The organism is Streptomyces sp. NPDC006430, assembly GCF_040612395.1.
GTDB lineage: Bacteria > Actinomycetota > Actinomycetes > Streptomycetales > Streptomycetaceae > Streptomyces.
Genome location: NZ_JBEXQA010000023.1, coordinates 101,910 through 118,627, shown reverse-complemented (window position 1 = coordinate 118,627; position 16,718 = coordinate 101,910). Strand labels below are relative to the sequence as shown.

The window sequence follows — 16,718 nt, the reverse complement described above, 5'->3', positions numbered from 1 at the left end:
GTGGTGGAGTCGAGGAGCAGCCGCCCCCTTCGTAAGGGGGCGGCAGGCCACCGCCATGCGCTGTCCGAACTGCGCTGTGGTCGACCGGGCTACCAGCGGTACCAGCGGCCGCTACCGCCCTTGGGGCGGGCGACGAAACCTATCAGCCACAGGACCAGGACTGCGATGGCCACCCACCAGAGAACCTTCACCGCGAAACCCGCGCCGAAGAGGATCAGGGCCAGCAGAAGAACGAGAAGCAGGGGAACCATAGTTATCAACCTCCGAAGCACCGCTTGCCCGACCCCGCCGTGGAAATGCATTCGATTCCTCTTTGTTTCTCATCCCGGTGGCTGGGCAGGAGAATCCGTTCGCTTTCGCGGTAGCAGACGTAGGCGGAACGGCCTTAGGCCGGCCGGCTCAATCGGCCGCTCGACGAGGTGTGTTCTGGGCAGAAGACCACCATGCACACCCATCACGAGCCGGACCCGGAGCACCAGGTGCCCGACGGCGTCGACGAGAAGACACTGCGCGCCCTTGGCCGGCTCTCGAAGGCACTGGAGACCACACATGTCCCCTGACGGTGCCACACGAGGGCCGTGCGGTCGGCAGCGGTGCTCGACGGGCGACGACCTGTGCGGGCGGTGGCCCGGGACGCACGCAACGGGTCGCTCGTCCCGCGCCGGACCGCTACACCAGAACCTTCCGCAGGGCCGCGAGTGCGGTCTGGAGTTCCTCCTCCGTGATGGTCAGCGGCGGCGCCAGCCGGATCGTGGACCCATGGGTGTCCTTGACCAGCACGCCTTCGCTGAGGAGGCGTTCGCTGATCTCCCGGCCCGTGCCGATCGAGGGGTCGATGTCCACGCCCGCCCAGAGCCCGCGGGCCCGGTAGGCCGTGACACCCGCGCCGGTGAGCGCGGCCAGGCCCTTGTCGAGTACGGCGCCCAGCTCTGCGGCCCGCCGCTGGAACGCGCCGGTGGCCAGCAGGTCGAGGACCGCCGAACCGACCGCGGCCGACAGCGGGTTGCCCCCGAACGTCGAGCCGTGCTCACCGGGCCGCAGTACGCGCAGCACGTCGGCGCGGGCGACCACGGCGGAGACCGGGACGATGCCGCCGCCCAGAGCCTTGCCGAGGAGCAGGACGTCCGGCACCACCCATTCGTGCTCGACGGCCAGCGTCCGGCCCGTACGTCCGAGGCCCGACTGGATCTCGTCGGCGATGAAGAGACAGCCCGCGCGCCGGGTCAGGTCGCGAACACCGGTGAGGTAGCCCTCGTCGGGGATGACGACGCCGGCCTCGCCCTGGATGGGCTCGATCAGTACGGCCGCCGTCGTCTCGTCCACAGCCGCTTCCAGCGCGGCGAGGTCGTTGTACGGGACGACACGGAAGCCGGGAGTGAACGGCCCGAAACCGGCGCGGGCCGTCTCGTCCGTGGAGAAGCTCACGATCGTCGTGGTGCGGCCGTGGAAGTTGCCGTCCGCGACGATGATCGTCGCCCGATCGGGCGCGACCCCCTTGACCTCGTACGCCCACTTGCGGGCCACCTTGACGGCGCTCTCCACGGCCTCGGCACCGGTGTTCATCGGCAGCACCATGTCGAGCCCGGTCAGCTCGGCCAGACGCTCGGCGAAGCCGGCCAGCCGGTCGTTGTGGAAGGCGCGCGAGGTGAGGGTGACCTCGTCGAGCTGACGGCGCGCGGCTTCGACGAGGGCGGGGTGGCGGTGTCCGAAGTTGAGGGCCGAGTAACCGGCCAGCATGTCGAGGTAGCGGCGGCCCTCGACGTCCTCGACCCAGGTGCCCTCCGCACGGGCGACCACCACGGGCAGCGGGTGGTAGTTGTGCGCGAGCACCGGGGCCTCGGCACGGATCAGCTGCGCTGACGAACGCCTCTCGGAGGGCCGGGACGTGGGAACGGTGGTGGTGGGGCTGGTCATCAGCGGATCTCCTGGGTGCAGCACTTGATTCCTCCACCGGCCTTGCGGAATTCCGAGAGGTCGACGGGGACGGGAACGTATCCACGGCCGGCGAGCTGGTCGATGAGGCCGTGGGCCTGCGGGGCGACGAAGACGTTGCGGCCGTCGGACACAGAGTTGAGGCCGAACGCCAGGGCGTCCTCCTCAGTGGCGATCACCGCGCGGGGGTAGAGCGTCCGGAGGACCTCACGGCTGCCCGGGGAGAACGCCGCCGGGTAGTACGCGATGTTCCCTTCGCCCGTCCCGCCGCCGAGGAAGAACAGCGCGGTGTCCAGGTGGTAGAAGCGGGGATCCACCAGGTCGAGGCTGATCACCGGCCTGCCGAAGAGCTCCTGCACCTCGCGGTGGGCGGCCCTGTGCGTACGGAAGCCGGTGCCCGCCAGCACGAACCGGCCGACCGGGACGAGGTCGCCCTCGCCCTCACAGATCGACTCGGCGGGGTGGACGTGGTAACCGGTCTCCTTGAACCACGTCCCGTAAGCCTCCGACTCCGGCCGCCGCTCGGGCGCGTGGAAGGACGAGCCGAGGACCTGGCCGTCCAGGACGAGAGCCGCATTGGCCGCGAAGACCATGTCGGGCAGGCCCTCCACGGGAGCAACCGTCTCGACCGTGTGGCCGTGGTCGCGGTACGCCCGGACCAGCGTCCGCCACTGGTCACGGGCACGGTTAAGGTCCACCGGCACGTCGGCGTTCATCCACGGGTTGATGGCGTAGCGCACCTCGAAGTAGCGGGGCTCGCACATCAGATAGCGCCTGCGGCTCGGGCTGGGGCCGAGCGGGGCACGTCCTACGGACACAGAGGATTCCTCTTCCTGCGGTGACTGCTGGGGGTGCTCCCACCGTAGAAAGCGGCCGATACGGGCGACAAGAACGAAGAGCTGCGCGTGTGCGCAGGAATGCTGCGTGGATCAGCGGGTCAGAGCATGTTTGCTGCGTCACTGCCCGCGCCTTGCGCGGTGTCGGGCGCTCGCTCGCTGGCACCGGCCTCCGGGCTCTCGGGCAGCAGGTGGGAGAGCACCATGTAACTGATCGTCTTGCGGACGAAGGGTTCGCTGCGGATCCGTTCCAGTACTTCCTCGAAGTGCCCCACGTCGGTGGCCCTGACGTGCAACAGCGCGTCGGCAGCCCCGGTCACCGTCATGGCCGCCGCGATCTCGGGATACCTGCGCGCAACCTCAGCGAGGCGCCGGGGCGGTGCCGCGCTGTCGCAGTACACCTCGATGTACGCCTCCGTGCGCCAGCCGAGCGCGGCCGGCCGGACGGTCGCCCTGAACCCGGTGATCACATCGGCCTTGCGCAGCCGGTCCACCCGGCGTTTGACGGCGGTGGCCGACAGGCCGATGGCCGCGCCGATCTCGGCGAAACTCGCCCGGGCGTTCTCGATCAGGGCCGCGACGATCTTTCGGTCGAGCTCGTCGAACGGCGTCGACTTGGCGGTCATGGCTGTCCTGGCGGTCATGGCGGGCGACCTTCTGCTCGTGCTGCCCCGGGCAGGGGCCGTCTGCCCCCATCTTGCCGGAGCAAGCCCGCACCGGAGCCGTGGCCGGAGCAGTGGGCGGCCGAGCCGCCGAGCCGCCGAGCCGCCGGCCCGCTTGGCCGCCGCGGGCGCGGGACCGCCGCGCCGATGGCGATCCCCGCGAGCCCGCTCAGATGGGTCGAGGCCCGAGGTGCGCCGGACACGCCCGTGGCGAGGGCATCGACCGGCTGCGGCGCCGCGAAAACGCGCCGCCCCCACACCGATCAGCAGCCCGCTGCCTCGTGCCCCGCGGAGGCGGCCATCACGGAGTCACTCGTCACTCCGGACCATGGCCGCGGTGGGCACGAAGGACCCGGCCACGGGCACCCCGCGCCACCCTCACCGATCGCCACGCGCCGCTTTCCTGGTACGCCGCCCGGATGCCCAGCGGCCGACCCCGCTCGACGTCACAGGGCGATCACCGCTCGCACCAGCGTGCCCTCGGCGGAAGCGCAAACCGAGCCGTCCACGGAATACGCGTCGACCAGGGCGAGTCCGCGGCCGAAACCGGCATCCATGTCGGCCGGCTCACAGCGAGGTGAAGGACGGTCCCGCCATCGGCCACGGTCGCGTACCACGACGGTCAGCGAGGCGTCGTCGGCTTCGAACATCACTGCCAGGTCGGGGCTGCCGCTGTGCAGCACCACGTTGGTCACCAGTTCGCTGACGATCATGGTGAGTGCCTCTTCCGCCCCTGCGGACAGCTGACGACGACGCGCCACCGCCCGCGCCAGCCGACGCAGGCGGGGTACGGCGCGCGGAGCCGCGGGAAGGGACGCCACGGCCAGGACGCGCCTGGTACGAGGAGTCACCCCCTCGCGGAAGTGCTCGGCTCCCGGCGGTTCCTCCACACCGAGGAGCTCCCCTTCGGGGCTCGGGCACGTCACGATCCTCACGCCGAACTCCTGCCTGGCAGCCGACCGCATCGGCAGCGGGCCCCGTCGACCCGTCGACCCGACGGACCACGAGGCCTTACGGTCTCCAGGGTGGCCGTCGCCCGCGGCGCCCGGCAATCCGGGCAGAGTGAGTACGGATACGCAAACAACAGGTGATGTGTGCGAGAACGGGGTGACGAACCGTGTCGGGAACCGCCGGAACAGCGCTGGAGTCCGAGGCCGCGCTGTGCAGGCTGCTCGCCTCCGCCCTCGACACGGACGGGCCCGGTCGGCCCGTACTGCTGCTGGTCGAGGGCGCTGCAGGAACCGGCAAGAGCCGCCTGCTGGAGCGGCTCAAGGCGGCCCTGCCCGGCGCGGTCCACCGGTCGGCCCTCGACGGTCCGCTGCCCGACCGCCGACCCGTTCTGCTCGTCGTCGAGGACGTGCACCGCGCAGCGGGCTCCCAGACGACCGACCTGCGCGCCCTCCTCGCCGAGCCGCCCGCGCGCTTCGTGTGCGTCCTGAGCTACCGCCCCGAGGAGCTCGCCGAGCCGGGACTGGTTCTCGGACCGGAAACCGAGTTCCCGGCCGCCCTCATGGTCGTACGACACGCCCTCGGCCCGCTCGATGTCACGGACGTCCGCCGGATGGCCTGCGACGCACTCGGCGCGGACCGCTGTACGCCCGCCCTGGTCGACGCGCTCCACCATGCCTCCGGCGGTATCGCCCAGACCGTCGTCGACCTGCTCGACCGGCTGGCCGCGGACACCCCCGCCACCGGCCCGCTCGCTCCCGGCCCCGGCCTGCTCGACACCCCGCCCCGGCTCGCCGCCCTGACCCTGCGACGCACCGCCGCCGTACCCGCAGAACACCGGCAGATCGTCTACGCCGCCGCCGTGCTCGACGAGTCCGCCACATCCCGCGACCTCGCCGCCGTGGCCGGCCTGGCCCGGCACGCCGGACACGCCGCCCTTCTCGCCGCCCTGCGTGCCGCCGCCCTCGAAGAACGCGGCGACGGCCGGTACGGCTTCGCCTCGCCCCTCGCCGCCGCTGCCGTCCGCCGCTCGGTGACCGGTCCCGTCCGCGAGGCGCTGCACCGCCGGGCCGGGCAGCTGCTCGCCGGGCGTCAGCCCGTGCCGTGGGAGCGCGTGGCCGGCCACCGACGCGGTTGCGGCGACGAGCGGGGTTGGCTGCACGCCGTCGAGCGCGCCGCCCGACAGTTCGAGGGCACCGGGGAACAGCAGCGTGCCGTGGTCCTGTTGGAATCGGCACTGGCGACCGGTCCGGTCCCCGAGCAGGCCCGTGCCCGGCTCACCATGCTGCTGGCCCACTGCGCCGTGGTGGGTCTGCGCTCCGACCAGACGGTGGAGGTGCTCCGGCACATCGTGGCCGATCCCGGCCTGCCACCCGACGTGCGGGGCGAGATCCGCCTGGACCTCGGGCTCCTGCAGTGCAACCAGCTGGGCCAGGTCATCGAGGGGCGGGCCGAACTCGCCCGCGCGGTGGGAGACCTGGCCGGCCGGCCGGTTCCCTTGGCGCGGGCGATGTCGGCGCTCGCGATGCCGTACGGTCCGGACGCGTCGTTCGCCGAGAACGTCACCTGGATCGAACGTGCCGTGGCCGTCGCGGACGAGTCGGGCGACCCCGTGGTCCAGGCCGCCGTCGCCGCGAACCGGGTGAGCGTACTGCTCAACACCGGGGACCCGGCGGCCTGGCAACTCATCGCACGCCTGCCCCGTGACAGCGAGCTCATCGGCTGCCGGCAGCAGACCGCACGCGGCCTGTGCAACGCGGCGGACGCGGCGGTGTGGCTCGGCCACTACGACACCTCGCGCGCTCTGCTCGCCGAGGGCGTCGCCCTGGCCGCGAGCAGCGGCGCCGCCTACGCCGAGCAGACCGGCCGGGGCTGCACCCTCGTACTCGACTGGGCGACCGGCCACTGGGCCGGACTCGCCGACCGCGGACGCGCCTTCGTCGCCGAGGCCGAAACCATGCCCTACCTGGTCTCCGACGCCCGGATGGTCCTCGGCCTGCTCGCTCTCTCCCGTGGTGAGTGGGCCGACGCCGTGGACTGCCTGACCGGCCCCGGGGCCGCCGACCTCGACACCGGCCCCGTACCGATCTCGGCCACCGCTTCAGGCGCCCTCATCAGGCTCGCCCTCGCTCACGGCGACACAGCCGCAGCGGCCACCGAGGCCGCCGCCGCGTGGAAACGGCTGCGGAACAAGGGAATCTGGGCCTGGGCCGCCGAACTCGCCCCCTGGGCGCTGGAAGCGACCCTGCGGGCTGGAGACGAGCTCACCGCCCGCGCCATGGTCGACGAGTTCGCGACCGGGTTGGAGGGCCGCGACGCACCATCGGCCGAGGCCGCCCTCGCATGGACCCGCGGCGTCCTCGCCGAACACACGGGGCAGACCGCCGAGGCCGTCGCGTACTACGAAAGAAGCGCCGCTGCCTACAGTGCGCTACCCCGGCCGTACCACGAGGCCCTCACCGCGGCAGCTGCCGCCCGCTGTGCCCTCGCCACGGGCGACGACAGCGGACCCGTCGTCGCCGCGCTCGCCCACCGCGCCGCGGCCTTCGACGCGCTCGGCGCGACCTGGGACGCCGCACGCACCCGCGCCGACCTGCGCCGTCACCAGACCGCGGAGCCTCGCCGCGCCCCCGGCCGCCCCGGGTACGGCGACCTGCTCTCGCCGCGCGAGGCGGAGGTCGCGGAACTCGCCGCCCACGGCATGTCCAATCGGGAGATCGCCGCCACGCTGCACCTCTCCCCGCGCACCGTGGAACAGCACGTCGCCCGGGCCCTCCAGAAGACCGGCGTGCACTCCCGCCAGCAGCTCGCCCAGGCCCTCGACCTGGCGGCGCCGCATTGATTGCGTATCCGTGAATCCACGCCTCCGGATAGGCCGAGAGCGCGTGATCACGACATCATCACGTCGGGCGGCGCCGCAGCCCCCAACCCCCCACATGCGGCGCCGCAACGGGCCGTCCCTCACCCCTACGGCCCCTGCAGACGCGCAAGCCGGCCGGCCCGGACCAGGCCGGCCGGCTTGCGCGTCTGCCGGCCTTCAGCCCTGCAGAGTGCGGCCGGCCGGATCGAGGTCGGCGTACGCGAGTCCACCGCCGCCTGGCTCGACGTCAACTCCCCCCGTCCCGCGCTGGATCAGGCCGACCGCGCGGAACACCGACGACAGGGGCAGCACCAGGTAGGAGGCGTACAGCAGGAAGGCCACGAGGTCGCCGAGGGAGTTGGCGTGCCGGCGGCGCGGGGATGCGTTCGAGGACGCCGCCCGCGAAAGCGTCGTAGAGGGGGAGGGTCTCCAGGTGGACGTAGCCGATGTGGCAGTCGCAGACGGCCAGGGGGCAGCGGCGGGGGACCAGGGCGGCGCGGTAGGTGCCGTCGTAGAGGTTGCCGAGCTCGGTGCGGACGAAGTGGCAGCGGCGGACCGTGCCCTCGCCGTCCACCGAGATGACCGACTCTCCCGTGCGGCACGGCAGTCCGGCCGAGCGGTGGGGATGGCGGCTGTACGGGAAGAGCGGGTCCAGGGCGGTCCAGTCGTCCGCCTCGGCATCGGTGTACGTGTGGCCCTCGGCGGCGTTGGCCCAGAGGTAGACGTGGTCGGGCAGGTCCGCGCGCAGCCGGCGCGCGTGGGGCAGGTTCTCGGGCAGGCCGACGATGCCGACGCTGTGGCGGATGCCCCGGGCGACCAGGTCCTCGACCTTCGACAGGAAGCGTGCGTAGGGCGTCTGGCCGGGGTGGTACGTGCACCACAGGGCCACGGAGGCCGCGTCGGCCTGGGCGAGCCAGTCGGTTCGGCAGCTGAGGTTCGTCTGGATGACGACGCGTTCGATGTGCGGTTGGTGCGAGAGGTCCACGAGGGCGCGGCGGTACCAGGAGCGGACCAGACCCTCGCCCCAGGGGGTGAAGAGGATCGAGAGCCGGTCGCCCTGCTGAGCCGCCGCCCACGCGGTGAAGCGGTCGAGGGCCGCGCGGTCGGCGCGCAGCTGGGCGGGGGTGTCGCGGCGCTTCGCGAAGGGGCAGTACGGGCAGTCGTAGTCGCAGGAGGCGAGCGGACCGCGGTACAGGATCGTCAGGTCCACGGCGGCTACTTCGGATCGTAGGCGGCCATGGCGGCGCGTACGGCGGGTGAGAAGAGCGCCGGGCCGAGGGCGTCGGAGTGGGCGAGTCCCTCCGGGGTCAGGCGCAGTTCCCCGCTCTCCGTCCAGGCTTCTTCGAGCCAGCCGCGGGCGGCGAAGGCGGCGAGTTCGGTGGGGAAGTCCTCGTGCGGGTCGGTGCCGAAGCGCTCGCGGTAGTCGGCGAGCGGCATGCCGTGGGCCTGGAGGAGGCACTGGAGCAGGTGGCGGCGGCGCGCCTCGCGGCCGTCGACGTACCTGCCGTGCGCGGCGTGGCCGAAGTCGTCGGTGGCCGTGTAGTCGTCGATGATGGCCCGGATCTCGCCCATGTCGACGGCGTAGTCGAAGGAGTAGTGGAGGGCGGAGGTGTAGGAGCGGGCGCCGCAGCCGAGGCCGATCATGCCGTCCGTCTGGCAGGCGTGGTCGTCGGGTCCCTGAGGGGCGGTGCCGGCCCGGCGGAACATGCGCATCGACACCTGTTCGTAGCCGTGGTCGAGGAGGTGGTCGCGGCCCTGGCGGTAGAGGTTCAGGCGCTGCTGGTCCCACTCGGTGTCGGTGTGCGCGGTCCGCCGGGCGAGGCCGGTCAGCGGACGGACGTACAGCGGGTAGAGGTACAGCTCCTCGGGAGCCCAGGCGAGGGCGGCGTCCAGGGAGGTGCTCCAGGTGGCGGGGGTCTGGCCGTCGATACCGTAGATGAGGTCGATGTTGAGGACCGGGATGCGCGCCTCGCGGATCCGGCCGAGCGCGGCCTCGACGTCGGCACGGCGCTGGGGGCGCACGGCGGCCCGTGCCTCCGCATCGACGAAGCTTTGGACGCCGATGCTGAGGCGGGTGGCGCCGCGCTCGGCGAGGACGGCCAGCCGGTCGGCGGTCGCGGTGGCGGGCGAGGCCTCGACGGAAAGGGGGACGGCGCGCAGGTCCGCGCCCATGCGCCGCTCGGCGATGTCGCAGAGCCGGGTCAGCTCGTCGGCGGTGAGGAAGGTCGGTGTGCCGCCGCCGAAAGCGGCGTTGGCGAACCTGACCGGGCTGTCGCCGGCGCCGGCGCCGTCGAGGGCCTCGCGGACGGCAACGGCCTGGCGGTCGAGTGCGTCGAGGTAGCGGCCGGTGAGGCCGTCGGGCGCGCCGATGCGGGTGAAGAGGTTGCAGAAGCCGCAGCGGACCTCGCAGAACGGTATGTGGAGGTAGAGGGAGAGAGCGCTCTTGTCCTCGCCGTGCCAGAGGTCGCGCAGGGCGGGCCGGTCGGCCAGTGGGCGGTACGAGGTCTTGTGGGGGTAGGCGTAGACGTAGCTCTGGTAGGGACGGACGCGGGGACCGGTGACCGCCTCGGTGGGGGTGGCGGTGGCAGCGGTGGGCACCGCGGTCGCGCCGGTCGCGGTCCCGGTGCTGGTGGCAAAGGTGGCGGCGGTCATGCGGACGGCTCCAGGAAGAAGTGGGCGTACGGCACGGTCCACACGGCCTCGTGGGCGAGGCGGTGGCCGGTGTAGCCGTCGTCGCCGTAGGTCGTGCCGTGGTCGGAGCAGACGATGGCGAAGCAGCGGCGGCGGGAGCTCATCGCGGCGAAGAGCCGGCCGATGTGGCGGTCGATGTACTCCAGGGCGGCGGCGTGGGTGGCGCGGCTGTCCCCCGCCTCCCGGCTGGCGCCGGGCAGGTGGAACCAGTTGGGCTGGTGCAGAGCGGACGCGTTGAGGAAGAGGAACAGCCGCTGCTCCGCGGGGAGGGAGCCGACGATCTGCTCGGCCCGCTCGACCTGCGCCTCGAAGGAGGTGGGGGACGCCACGCCGAACTCCGGCTCCCAGTGGCTCTCCTGGAACATCCCGGGGAGTACGTCGCCCAGCGCGCCCTGCTTGTTGAAGAAGCCGACGCCGCCCACGCACACGGTGCGGTACCCGGCTGCGGCCAGGCCGGAGACCAGGTCGGGGGTGTCGAAGACGTACGTGCGTCCGGCGGTGGTCTCACTGCCGGCGAACCGCGCGGCGAACAGCCTCGGGTGTGGTCCCGGCGCGGCCGGGGTGGGTAGGAATCCGGCGAACATCGCCTGGTGGGAAGCGTAGGTGAAGCTGCCCGGGGCGTGCCGCTCCTCCCAGGCGCCGCCGGGCAGGTGGCGGGCCAGGTGCGGGATGCGTCCGGCTGTGGCCAGTTCGGTGGCGATGTCGTAGCGGAGAGTGTCCAGGGTGAGCAGGAGCAGGTCGTCGCGGCCGACGACCTCGTTCATGTCGACCTCGTTCATGTCCCGCTCGGTCGTGCCCGGGAACGGGCCGGGCTCAGGCTGGTGCACTGTGGTGGTTCCTCGGGTGCTGGTGCTGGTGCTGGTGCTGGTGCTGGCGTGCGCGGTGCCGTGCGTACGGCGGTGCGGCGGCGACTTGGGCGGCGTACGTGTCGAGGCCCTCGGCTCCGCTGCCCGGCAGGCCGGTCAGGCCGGGGAGCAGGTCGCCGAAGGCGTTGACCTCCGCGACGGCGAACCGCCGCCAGCCGACGGCGGGAAGCAGGTCGACGCCGACGCACAGGGTGCCGGGGAAGCAGGCCGCGGCCCGTTGGCAGACGTCCAGGGCGTCGGCCCAGTGGGGGCCTGCGGCCTCGACCACGGCGGACAGGTCGCCGCGGCTCCCGCCGAGGTGGAGGTTGGTCATGGGCGAGCGGCTGGTGCGGACCACGGCGTGGGTGGCCCGGCCGGCCACGACGACGATGCGCAGGTCGGCCGCGCGGCCGTCCAGGGAGGCCTTTGGCCACCAGCGTTCGACGTGCAGCCCGTCGGGGGCGAGTGCGTCGACCAGCGCTGCGGTCTCCCGTTCGCTGGTGAGGCGGCGCACGCGCAGGGAGTTGTGCAGATGTCCGTCCTCGGCCGTTTCGACCGAGGTGGTGGCCCGGATGCGGCCCCGGCCGGCCCTCTCGACGGCGACGATGCCCGATGCGGAGGAGCCGTGGGCGAGTTTCACGAACACGCGGGGCATGCCGTGCGCGTCCATGAGGGTGCGTACGTCGTCCCAGCCGCGCACCGGCGTGCCGCCGCCGGAGGTCGGGGACCGGGGTACGGGTACCCCGGCGGCCTCCAGAGCGCGGTGGCAGTTCCGCTTGTCGAAGAGGACGGCCAGCTCGTCGGGGTCGTCGAGGCGTACGCCGCCGGTCAGGCTCCGTACGGCTGCTGTGAACCGCGCGTACCAGCGGGCGCCGCCCTCCACCCGGGTGGGGTCGTCCAGACCGCGCAGGGCCCGGTCCACCTCGGCGTTCTCCCCCGGCGAGTCGAGGCGTACGAGCTCGTCGGGGGCGAACGCGCCACCGCCCTCGCGTAGGACGGAGGTCCAGGGCACGATGCGGGGCGCGGGCAGCCCGGCGTCGCGGACGGCCCGGGCGAACAGGGCGACGCGGCGGTTCTCCGGGTTGCCGACGACCGCCCAGCGCGGGGGCGTGTGCTCCGTCATGTCCGCCGTGCTACTCGCCGACGGCGACGTAGCGCCAGACGCGGCCGTCCCACGCGTCCTCGTTGGCGTGGCCCCGGTCGAGGTTCAGCCGCACGCCGGCGCTCTCCAGGGTGTCCCGGAAGCGCTGCTTCAGCGGGTCGCTGAGGTAGTTGTGGTGGAGGTCGAGGGCGGCGAGGTGGGTGAGGGGCTGGCCGCCGAGCAGCGCGGCGCCGCCCTGGTCGGTGAGGACGCCCATGGACAGGTCGAGGGTCGCCAGCCGGGCGACGACGGGCGCGGAGGCGATGGCGGTGGCGATCTCGTCCTGGATGTCGCTGTTGCGCAGCCCGAGGTGACGCAGGCTCGGCAGGCGTTCGCCGCCCAGGACGGGTTCCACGTCGGTCAGCGTGCAGTTGCCGCCGTAGTTCGCGGTGCCCAACCAGAGGTCGAGGTGCTCCAGGGCGGGCAGGTCGCAGGCGGCGACATTGCGGACGACCCGGCCGGGCAGGCCGCCGGTCTGGACGGTGAGGGAGCGCAGCCGCTGGTGCGCGAAGGGAGGGATGACGAGGTCGCTGCCGCCGCGGACGCCGAACTCCTCCAGTTCGGGGAACCCGTCGAGGAGCGGGCCGACGTCGCCCTGGTTGATCCAGGAGATCTCGCACTCCTCAGACTCCATGTCCCCGAGGAACAGCGCACGCAGGGCGGGCAGCTGGGGTCGGGCGGCGAGGAGGGCGGCGATGATCTCCTCGGGGCCCTTGTCGTAGGCGTCCTCCCACGCGCCGACGACGATCGCGCGGACGCGGGTGGTGTCGACGGCCGCGGTGAACCGGGCGAACACCGCGGGCCAGACCTCGTCCGCGTCGTAGGTGTCGGAGGACACCCGCCATGCGACGGCGTCCGCCTCGGGGAGCCGGTCCGTGCCCTTCTCGTCGTCGGATCCGGGGAAGTCGAAAACGGGCAGTCCGTACGACTCCCGCAGATGGCTCGCGTAACTCATGGTCCCCGCCGTTCCTCGCCTGTCTCGTCCGGTGCTGTGTCCCGGTGTGCCGCGTCCGATGCGCCTGCAAGTTGTAGCAAGCGGCGCTGACAACGGCCGAGGCAGGGCGGGTGGAGGGCCGTTGTCAGAGCCCCGCCGTAACGTCGAGAAGGACGCGGCGCACCGGGCGGCGCGTGGGAAGGGGACACGTATGTACCGGCAGGGGGACGTGCTCATCGTGCCGCTCGACGAACCGGCGGTGCCGTCGTACGCCGCGGACGCGCCTTCGGAACCGCGGGACGGGCGCGGGCGGCTCGTACTGGCGTTGGGCGAGGTGACCGGGCACGCGCACGCCGTGCTGGGGCCGGGCCGACTGGTGCGGGAGCCGGGTCCGTTGGCGCCGTTGCTGCTGCATCTGCCCGACGGGGGGCGGGTGGTGCACGAGGAGCACGCCGCGATACCGCTGCCGAAGGGCTGGTACCGGGTGGTCCGGCAGCGGGAGTACGTACCGGGCTCGGTGCGGATCGTGGCGGACTGAGTGACGCAGGCAGATGCGGTGAGTGCGACGGAGGGGGCCCTGAAGGTGGGGACGGAGAAGGCGGGCGGGGCGGAGAGGCCTGACGTGGTGGACGTGTTGGACGTGACCGGTGCAGGTCACGGGGTCGATGGGTGGCGGGCGGTTGCGGCGGCGGTCGGGCCCGCGGACCGTACGGCGGCGGAGGCGGGCGTGCGTCTCGCCTACCGGGCGGCGGGGCTGCCCGAACCCGAGCGGATCGTATGGGCGGACTCGCCGCGGGCTGCGGTGGGCCTGCTGGGCGATCCGGACGGCCCGTGGGGGACGGCCGTGCGGGGCCGGAGCGTGCGGGAGACGGTCCGCAGCGCGCCGTGGGCGGCCGAGCGGGCCCGCTTGCACGCGCGGCTGGGTCCCCGGGGGTGGGGCCGCAGATGGGACCTGACGGGTGCCCGGCTGTGGGAGAACATCGAGCGGCTGGCCGGCCGCATCCGCACCGGGCTCGTCGAGGAGCTGGCGCAGGACGCCGCGGAGGAGGTGGAAGCCCGGCTGCTGATACTGGACGCCGTGTTGGGCCAGCACGACGCGGCCTGGCTCTGCGCGTTCGACACGGGTGGGGGCACACCGCTGGAGGGGCTCGCCGCGGTGGCCCGCGCGGCGGGCTGGTGGTGGCCGTACGAGCGGCTGGCCGTGGTGTGCGAGCGCCCGGTGGCGCTGCACCGGGACGAAGCGGGTCGCCTGGACCGCGGCGATGGGCCCGCCCTCGCGTTCCCGGACGGCTTCGCGCTGTACGCGTGGCGGGGGATGCCCGTGCCCGCAGACTTCCTGGCCGGGCTGGACGTATTGACGCCCGCGCGCATCCGCGAGGAGGAGAACGCGGAGCTGCGCCGGGTGATGCTGGAGCACTACGGCTACGAGCGCTACCTCACCGAATCGGGTGCCGAACCCGTGCACCGGGACGCGACGGGCGTCCTGTGGCGGACGCCGCTGGCGGGCGACGAGGACGTCGTGATGGTGGAGGTGGTCAACACCACGCCGGAGCCGGACGGCACGAGCCGTACGTACTGGCTGCGGGTACCGCCGGACACGCGGACCGCGCGGCAGGGGGTGGCCTGGACCTTCGGACTCGACGCGGAGGCGTACTCGCCGCTGCGGGAGACCTGACGCGGCGGCCCTCGGCCCCGGCGAGCCCGACGCCGGTGGGCAGCCCCGACCTCGGCCCTCGCACGGGCGCACCGCGCGGTGCCCCGGCCGGTGCTGGTCTCATTTCTGGGCGTGCTGGCCCAGGTAGAAGAGCAGCCAGATGAACCCCGCGAACACGTGGGTGCCGAAGACGTAGAAGAAGGCGCGCATGGCGACGCCCTTCTCCTTCCACTTCTCGTGGTCGGCAGCCCGTTCTTGGGCAGAGGGGTCGTGCGTCATCACGCGTCTTCCTTCCCGGGGGCATCGTGCGGGTGGGTACAGGGCCGGACCAGGAGCTGCATGCCGTGTTCGCCGGCGTGCTCGATGGCGGATGCGACCTTCCCGGCCTCGACCGTACGGACGTACGGCTCCGGGCCGGTGCCGAGGTAGGTGATCTCGTACAGCCGGACGGCCTCTCGGTTGCTGCTGGTCACGGCGTTCCTTCCGGCAGGATGAAGCGGACGACGACCGTCTTGCCGCGTCCGCCGGCGGCGGGCTCGATACGGACGTCGCCGCCGAACGTGCGCGCCAGGTCGGCCACCGTGCGCAGCCCCTGCCCGGAGGCCCGGCCGGCGTCGGCCAGTGTGAAGGGGCGCGGGTCCAGGTCTGCGACGGCGACCACGAGCAGGTGATCGGTCATGTGGAGGGTGATCTCGGCGTCGGGGGAGTGCTGGGCGTGGCGGGAGGCGTTGGCGACGAGCTCGCTCACCACCAGGAGCACCGCCCCGGTCAGGGAGGAGGTGCCCTCCAGGCCGAACAGGACGAGGGAGCGTTCGGTGCGCTCGCGCGCGGCCCGCACCGAGCCCGGTGCCAGCGGAACCGTCCACGCGTGCTTGCGCACCTGCGGCGGTGCCGGCTGCCCGCTGGGATGCCGCGCCATCACCGTGGCCACGGCCGAGCCGGTGACGCCGTCCGGTTCACCGACCGTCCCCTTCGGTGGCCAGGCCGTGATCGTGGGCCACACGCTGGGCGTCTTCCAGCTCCTCCGCGGCCTGCGCCTCCTCGAAGGCGTCGTCAGCCTCCTGCGCAGTGCGGAGACGAACCCGCGCCACCCGGACCCGTTCCAGCGCTGCTTCTTCGAACCCGGCCACACCGAAACCCCGTCCACTGAATCAATAACTTGTAAATTGCATAACTCTGCAAGTCTAGCCTGTGCGGGGCCGCCGGGCACGTCGCGGGGGTGGGGGTCAGGGGATGCGGTGGACCTGCTGGCTGGTCAGTTCGTACCGGGCCCCGACGACGGCCAGCCCGCCCGCCGTGATCCTGGGGGCGAGGTCGGATTCGGTGGCCAAGCGGGAGCGCACCAACCGTACGTTCGCCGTGACGGCCGCGTCCACCCGCGCCGTCCCCCGAAGGCTGTGGTCGATCGCCGGGTGGATCTGGTCGGCCAGGTACTGCATGTGACCGGGTAGATGCTCTCCGTCGTCGGTAGCATGCACGGCGGCGGTCACGGCCCCGCACGACTGATGCCCCAGGACGACGATCAGCGGGATGCCCAGTTCGAGAACCCCGTACGTGATGCTGGCGAGCACCGCCTCGTCGAGGACGGAGCCCGCCGAGCGCACCGTCAGCAGGTCACCCAGGCCCTGGTCGAAGACCAGCTCCGGAGGGACCCGGGAATCGACGCAGCCCAAGACCACGGCGAAGGGGCGCTGTCCGGCGACCAACGTCTGCCGCACGGCCCGGGTGCGGTCGGGATTGCGCTCGTGGAACGTGCGCCAGCGGGCGTTCCCGGCCGCGAGCTCCCGTAGTGCGGACTCGGGAGTCGTGGGCCGTGCTCCCCTCCCGTCGGCGCGGGTCGCGTTCGAGGTCACGGCACTACCGGACACCAGCCCGGTGGTCACCACCACCGATCCCGTCAGTGCGGTACGGACGAAGCGCCGGCGCCCCAGCAGTGCGCGTTGCTCATCATCAGCTGTCATGCAGCGACAAATTAGGCGCGTCCGAGCGGGTGCGAGGGATGCCGCTGCAGGCTTGGTCCGACCTTGGGGAAGTCTTGGGCATGGGTTCGATCACTACACCTGCCCAGCCCGCGGACCCGACGGGCGGGCGGGCAGGACGTGGCCACCGCTGCCCTGAGCGAGCATGATGCTTGATCAGGAAGCGGTGCAGGGATCGCGTGCGCCCCGCCTCGCCCGGCGTAGATCAGTTACGCTGGCCCCCGCGCGGGGGGGCG

General features: G+C 72.7%; 18 protein-coding genes. 3 read left to right on the top strand and 15 right to left on the bottom strand.

Annotation, left to right across the window (positions count from 1 at the left end):
* Positions 1 to 89: 89 nt before the first annotated feature.
* The 5 genes from ABZZ20_RS27040 to ABZZ20_RS27020 form a co-directional block, all read right to left on the bottom strand.
* Positions 90 to 251: a hypothetical protein gene (locus ABZZ20_RS27040; protein ID WP_046495796.1), complete on the bottom strand. Its 162-nt coding sequence runs from the start codon at positions 249 to 251 to the stop codon at positions 90 to 92.
* Positions 252 to 669: 418 nt separating this feature from the next.
* Positions 670 to 1,914, bottom strand: coding sequence for an ornithine--oxo-acid transaminase (rocD, locus tag ABZZ20_RS27035; protein WP_356873891.1), 1,245 nt, complete (start codon positions 1,912 to 1,914; stop codon positions 670 to 672).
* Complete coding sequence (gene ddaH / locus ABZZ20_RS27030; protein WP_356873889.1) at positions 1,914 to 2,750, bottom strand: dimethylargininase; 837 nt, start codon at positions 2,748 to 2,750, stop codon at positions 1,914 to 1,916. The genes rocD and ddaH overlap by 1 nt, the downstream gene beginning before the upstream one ends.
* Positions 2,751 to 2,869: 119 nt before the next feature.
* On the bottom strand, positions 2,870 to 3,394 hold the full coding sequence (locus ABZZ20_RS27025; RefSeq protein ID WP_356873903.1) for an Lrp/AsnC family transcriptional regulator: 525 nt from the start codon (positions 3,392 to 3,394) through the stop codon (positions 2,870 to 2,872).
* A 482-nt stretch (positions 3,395 to 3,876) separates the two neighbouring features.
* Complete coding sequence (locus ABZZ20_RS27020; protein ID WP_356873887.1) at positions 3,877 to 4,365, bottom strand: ATP-binding protein; 489 nt, start codon at positions 4,363 to 4,365, stop codon at positions 3,877 to 3,879.
* Between the two features lie 182 nt (positions 4,366 to 4,547).
* Here ABZZ20_RS27020 and ABZZ20_RS27015 point away from each other — a divergent pair, with 182 nt between their 5' ends.
* The gene (locus ABZZ20_RS27015) at positions 4,548 to 7,220 is read left to right on the top strand and encodes a LuxR C-terminal-related transcriptional regulator (RefSeq protein WP_356873885.1); all 2,673 of its coding nucleotides are present in this window, start codon (positions 4,548 to 4,550) and stop codon (positions 7,218 to 7,220) included.
* A 265-nt stretch (positions 7,221 to 7,485) separates the two neighbouring features.
* Here ABZZ20_RS27015 and ABZZ20_RS27010 read toward each other — a convergent pair whose 3' ends face one another.
* Genes ABZZ20_RS27010 through ABZZ20_RS26990 form a run of 5 tightly spaced genes read right to left on the bottom strand, consistent with a single transcriptional unit; the run spans position 7,486 to position 12,870 of the window.
* The gene (locus ABZZ20_RS27010; RefSeq protein WP_356873883.1) at positions 7,486 to 8,448 is read right to left on the bottom strand and encodes an STM4011 family radical SAM protein; all 963 of its coding nucleotides are present in this window, start codon (positions 8,446 to 8,448) and stop codon (positions 7,486 to 7,488) included.
* 5 nt (positions 8,449 to 8,453) lie between these two features.
* Positions 8,454 to 9,890 carry an STM4012 family radical SAM protein gene (locus ABZZ20_RS27005; protein ID WP_356873881.1) on the bottom strand — a complete coding sequence of 479 codons (1,437 nt, stop codon included), beginning with the start codon at positions 9,888 to 9,890 and terminating at the stop codon, positions 8,454 to 8,456.
* On the bottom strand, positions 9,887 to 10,693 hold the full coding sequence (locus tag ABZZ20_RS27000) for an STM4013/SEN3800 family hydrolase (protein WP_356873901.1): 807 nt from the start codon (positions 10,691 to 10,693) through the stop codon (positions 9,887 to 9,889). Before ABZZ20_RS27000 ends, ABZZ20_RS27005 begins: the two co-directional genes overlap by 4 nt.
* A gap of 49 nt (positions 10,694 to 10,742) precedes the next feature.
* The gene (locus ABZZ20_RS26995) at positions 10,743 to 11,897 is read right to left on the bottom strand and encodes an STM4014 family protein (protein WP_356873879.1); all 1,155 of its coding nucleotides are present in this window, start codon (positions 11,895 to 11,897) and stop codon (positions 10,743 to 10,745) included.
* A gap of 10 nt (positions 11,898 to 11,907) precedes the next feature.
* Positions 11,908 to 12,870 carry an STM4015 family protein gene (locus tag ABZZ20_RS26990; RefSeq protein WP_356873877.1) on the bottom strand — a complete coding sequence of 321 codons (963 nt, stop codon included), beginning with the start codon at positions 12,868 to 12,870 and terminating at the stop codon, positions 11,908 to 11,910.
* A 190-nt stretch (positions 12,871 to 13,060) separates the two neighbouring features.
* On the opposite strand from ABZZ20_RS26990, the gene ABZZ20_RS26985 reads away from it, so the two are divergent.
* Both ABZZ20_RS26985 and ABZZ20_RS26980 read left to right on the top strand, forming a co-directional pair.
* On the top strand, positions 13,061 to 13,387 hold the full coding sequence (locus ABZZ20_RS26985; protein WP_356873875.1) for a hypothetical protein: 327 nt from the start codon (positions 13,061 to 13,063) through the stop codon (positions 13,385 to 13,387).
* A gap of 102 nt (positions 13,388 to 13,489) precedes the next feature.
* On the top strand, positions 13,490 to 14,524 hold the full coding sequence (locus ABZZ20_RS26980) for a DUF6745 domain-containing protein (RefSeq protein WP_356873899.1): 1,035 nt from the start codon (positions 13,490 to 13,492) through the stop codon (positions 14,522 to 14,524).
* A 99-nt stretch (positions 14,525 to 14,623) separates the two neighbouring features.
* Here the strand turns inward: ABZZ20_RS26980 and ABZZ20_RS26975 are convergent, their stop codons facing one another.
* From ABZZ20_RS26975 to ABZZ20_RS26955, 5 genes are all read right to left on the bottom strand, one after another.
* A complete protein-coding gene (locus ABZZ20_RS26975) occupies positions 14,624 to 14,782 on the bottom strand; it encodes a DUF6126 family protein (RefSeq protein WP_356873873.1) in 159 nt (52 codons plus the stop codon).
* Complete coding sequence (locus ABZZ20_RS26970) at positions 14,782 to 14,976, bottom strand: hypothetical protein (RefSeq protein WP_356873871.1); 195 nt, start codon at positions 14,974 to 14,976, stop codon at positions 14,782 to 14,784. Before ABZZ20_RS26970 ends, ABZZ20_RS26975 begins: the two co-directional genes overlap by 1 nt.
* Entirely contained in the window at positions 14,973 to 15,506 is a 534-nt protein-coding gene (locus ABZZ20_RS26965; RefSeq protein WP_356873869.1) for an ATP-binding protein, read from the bottom strand. Before ABZZ20_RS26965 ends, ABZZ20_RS26970 begins: the two co-directional genes overlap by 4 nt.
* The gene (locus ABZZ20_RS26960) at positions 15,460 to 15,633 is read right to left on the bottom strand and encodes a hypothetical protein (RefSeq protein ID WP_356873867.1); all 174 of its coding nucleotides are present in this window, start codon (positions 15,631 to 15,633) and stop codon (positions 15,460 to 15,462) included. The genes ABZZ20_RS26965 and ABZZ20_RS26960 overlap by 47 nt, the downstream gene beginning before the upstream one ends.
* Before the next feature lie 96 nt (positions 15,634 to 15,729).
* Positions 15,730 to 16,464 (bottom strand): carbonic anhydrase, encoded by a 735-nt coding sequence (locus ABZZ20_RS26955; RefSeq protein ID WP_356873865.1) that lies wholly within the window; start codon positions 16,462 to 16,464, stop codon positions 15,730 to 15,732.
* Positions 16,465 to 16,718 lie beyond the last annotated feature (254 nt).